5 protein-coding genes are annotated in these 3,809 nt (G+C 64.3%); 4 read left to right on the forward strand and 1 reads right to left on the reverse strand.

Going from position 1 to position 3,809, the window contains the following annotated elements:
• A partial coding sequence (locus tag AC3AYF_RS19105; RefSeq protein ID WP_487780196.1) for a LamB/YcsF family protein occupies positions 1-132 on the reverse strand: 132 nt, incomplete at its 3' end.
• 360 nt (positions 133-492) lie between these two features.
• On the opposite strand from AC3AYF_RS19105, the gene AC3AYF_RS19110 reads away from it, so the two are divergent.
• The 4 genes from AC3AYF_RS19110 to AC3AYF_RS19125 form a co-directional block, all read left to right on the forward strand.
• Positions 493-1,461 (forward strand): LysR family transcriptional regulator, encoded by a 969-nt coding sequence (locus AC3AYF_RS19110; protein ID WP_295040300.1) that lies wholly within the window; start codon positions 493-495, stop codon positions 1,459-1,461.
• A gap of 120 nt (positions 1,462-1,581) precedes the next feature.
• Entirely contained in the window at positions 1,582-2,580 is a 999-nt protein-coding gene (locus tag AC3AYF_RS19115; protein ID WP_295040298.1) for a TRAP transporter substrate-binding protein, read from the forward strand.
• A 79-nt stretch (positions 2,581-2,659) separates the two neighbouring features.
• Positions 2,660-3,241 carry a TRAP transporter small permease gene (locus AC3AYF_RS19120; RefSeq protein ID WP_295040296.1) on the forward strand — a complete coding sequence of 194 codons (582 nt, stop codon included), beginning with the start codon at positions 2,660-2,662 and terminating at the stop codon, positions 3,239-3,241.
• A 186-nt stretch (positions 3,242-3,427) separates the two neighbouring features.
• Positions 3,428-3,809 (forward strand): TRAP transporter large permease subunit (locus tag AC3AYF_RS19125; protein WP_487780195.1); only part of this gene is annotated, 382 nt, incomplete at its 3' end.

The following is a 3,809-nucleotide window of genomic DNA, read 5'->3' on the forward strand; positions in this document are numbered from 1 at the left end:
GTCGGGGTCGGAAGCGTGAAAACCGCAGGCGATATTGGCGCAATCGACGAAGGGCATCGCCTGTTCGTCGAGCCCCAGCGCCCAGTTGCCGAAACTTTCACCCATGTCGCAGTTGAGCAGGGGCGCGCGCATCGCATTACCTCGTATCGTTGTTGTAGGGAGCCGGGCACGGGAGTCCAGCGGACGAGTCCGTCGGAGGAGCCATTCGGCAAAGCCGTCAGGAAGGCTTTTCACCAGCGTGCCGTGGACAGTGGGCGTCCCGGAGACGCCTTACCGCACTTTAAGAAACCGCCAGCCGCAGGGTCCAATCGTTTTTCGCGATGCGCAGTATCGGCACAATCTTTCATTCCCATGGCACGATGCCGGTGGATGGATGCCGGAGAGTTGACGTTCACGACGCCGCGCCGAAGAATCGGCCATCCCCTTTCGAGTGCTTGAATACCTAGCGTCTTTTGAATATCTAGCGCTTTTTGAATACCTAGAGAGAACCCCATGTTCGACTTCAAGGAGCTCGAAGCCTTCGTCTGGGTCGTCAGGCTGGGCTCGTTTCGCAAGGTGGCAGCGCGCCTGCACCTGACCCAGCCATCGATCTCCGACCGCATCACCCGGCTGGAAGCGGCGGTCGGAGAGTCGTTGCTGGACCGCAGTGCCCGGCCGGTGCAGCCGACGCTGCGCGGCCGGGAGTTCTACGCCCATGCAGAACGCCTGCTGGACAGTCGCGAGGAGGCGCTGCAGCTGTTCCAGAATCAGGAGGACTTCTCCGGCACGCTGCGGCTCGGGGTCATCGAGACCATCGCCCACAGCTGGTTCAGCACCTTCCTGACCCAACTGGCCGAACGGCACCCGCAGCTCACCATCGAACTGACCGTCGACATCTCGCCGTTTCTCCACCAGCGCCTGGCGGACAACGATCTCGACATGATCTTCGCCATGGACGGCGTCGCCCCCGGCCTCTCGGTGACGCAGTTGCCGTTGGCCACCTACGAGATGGGCCTGTTCGTGGCACCACAGCATGCCGAGCGCCTGCGTCAGGGTGGCGCATCGGCGCTATCCCGCCTGCCGTTCGTCTCGTTCAGCAAGCTGGCACGCCCCTATGGCGAGCTCGTGGCCTATCTGGCCGAACTCGGCATCGACGATCCCAAGATCCACTGCGCCACCACGCTGATGACCATCGTCCGCATGAGCATCGACGGCGTCGGCATCGGCTCGCTACCGGTCTCGACGGTGTCGGACGCCTGCGAGCGCGGCGAGCTGTTGCGGTTGGCGCTGCCCACGCCGCTACCGGCGATGTTCTACGACGCGATCTGGCGTACCAGCAGCTATCCCAGCTTCTGCCGGGGGGTCACCCGACTCGCCCAGGAGTGCGCTGCCCGCTACGCCGCGGAACATCCCCGCGATCCCGTCGGTGACGGGCAGTGGGAAGCGGTGAAAGTCTGGCCCGATAGTTTGGATAAGAATTAACGATTTGACGCCGTCGCCGGCCGACTTGAAGAATGCAGAGGTGCCATGTCCCGGTCACGACCCCTTTCAATAACAAGCGGCGTGCAGGAAGACCTTCTCAATAACAAACGGAATCCAACGATGCGCATACCCTATGTTCAGCTGTTGACGATCGCCGTGGCGGGATCGCTCGCCGTCGCGACGCCGGCACTCGCCGACCAGTGGAACCTCGCCTCTCCCTATGGCGATGCCAGCTTCCACACCCAGAACACCAAGCAGTTCGCCGAGGATGTCGCCGACGCGACGGATGGCGAGCTGACCATCACCGTGCACAGCGGCGGCTCACTGATCAGCCACGCGGAGATCAAGCCATCGGTGCGCCGCGGCACCGTCCAGGCCGGCGAGATATTCCTCTCCACGCTCTCCAACGAATCGCCGATCTACGAAGTCGACACCCTGCCTGGCCTGGCCGGCAGCTACGCCGATGCCTACGATCTGTGGCAGGCCTCCAAGCCGATCATCACCGAGCTCTTCGCCAAGGAAGGATTGATGCCGCTGTACGCCGTGCCGTGGCCGGCACAGGGCATCTACACCGATTTCGAGCTGACCGATGCCTCCCAGTTCGAGGGGCTGCGGGTCCGCGCGCCGAACATCAACACCCAGCGCTTCGTCGAGAACCTGGGCGGCATCCCGACCCAGACCGAAGAAGCCGATATCCCCACCGCGTTCAGCACCGGGCGCGTCGACGCCATGATCACCTCGGTCTCCACCGGCAAGTCGATGTCGGCGTGGGACTACGTGTCGAACTACAGCGATGCCAACCTGTGGCTGCCGAAGAACATCGTCTTCGTCAACAAGCGCGCCTTCGACCGCCTCGATGACGCCACGCAGAAGGCCGTTCTCGACGCCGCGGCCAAGGCCGAGCAGCGCGGCTGGCAGATGAGCAAGGAAGACGCCGCGGAGAGTGCCAAGGCCCTCGAATCCCACGGCATCACCGTGAGCGAGCCCAGCGATGCCCTCCAGCAGCAGCTGAAAGCCGCCGGACAGAAGCTGTTCGAAGACTGGCAGGCGCGCGCCGGCGATCAGGCCCAGCAGCTGGTCGATCGCTACCGCGAACGCCAGGCCAAGCAGAGCCAGTAACGTTCGGTACGACGGCCCGCCTCGCCGCGGGCCTCGTACGCCGTAGACTTCCTTCACTCACACCCGGTGAGTCTCCGCCATGACCTTCAGACTGAATCCGCTCTACCGGCTGGGCGCCTGGGGCGCCGCGGCCTGCATGCTGGCGATCTGCGCCATGGTCACCTTTCAGGTACTGCTGCGCTGTCTCGACGCCGCGCTGGTACTGGTAGGCGCCAGCCGCCTCGGCTACGAGATCAGCGGCGTCTCGGAGATCGCTTCCTACCTGCTGGTCGGCGCCACCTTCCTGAGCCTCGCCTACACCTTCACCCATCACGCCCATATCCGCGTCACGCTGGTCATCGCCCGACTGCCGGCGGCGATCCGGGTCTGGTGCGAAGTGGCGTGCCTGGCGATCGCCCTGGCACTCAGCGCCCTGCTCAGTTGGCAGGTGATCGGCCTGATCCAGGAGAGCCTCGACTACGGCGACGTCTCCTCGGGGCTGATGGCGATTCCGCTATGGATCCCCCAGGCCGTCCTGGTCGTCGGCCTCGCGCTGCTGTGTCTGGCCATTCTGGAAGCGCTGTCGAGCACGCTAAGGCAAGCCGTGACGGCCCCCTCGCGCTACGCGGCCCCCGGCGACGACGACGGCGTTGGCGACAACGACAGCTTCGGCGGCGAGTGACTTTTCGCTCCAACAACCAGCGAGGAAGCGCTGAATAAATCGGCGAGCGGGATGAAGAGCAAGGCGCACGGAGCGAAGAAGACGAGACATAACATGGGGTTAGGCGAGTCTTCCAGCACCGCGTAACGCAGCACTTCGCCCGCGCAGACATTTATAGGCTGCTTCCCTGAACCGAGGATTCGACTCGTGCTCACGCTCAGTCTTGCAACGCTTTTTACCCTGGCGATTCTGCTCGGCGGCGGCGTGTGGATCGCCTTCGCCCTGCTCGGCACCGGCTGGATCGCGCTGACCTTTTTCACGAGCTTCGAGGTCGGCCCCATTCTCGCCTCCGACTTCTGGGGCGCCAGCTATGGCTGGGAACTGACCGCTCTGCCTATGTTCGTGTGGATGGGCGAGATCCTGTTCCGCTCCGGGCTTGCCGACAACATGTTCCGCGCCCTGTCGCCCTGGCTCAACCGTCTACCCGGCCGGCTGCTGCACTCCAATATCATCGGCAGCGGGCTGTTCGCCGCCCTCTGCGGCTCCTCCGCCGCGACCTGCGCCACCGTCGGCAAGATGACCCTCCCGG

The sequence above is a fragment of the Salinicola sp. genome (assembly GCF_982684285.1).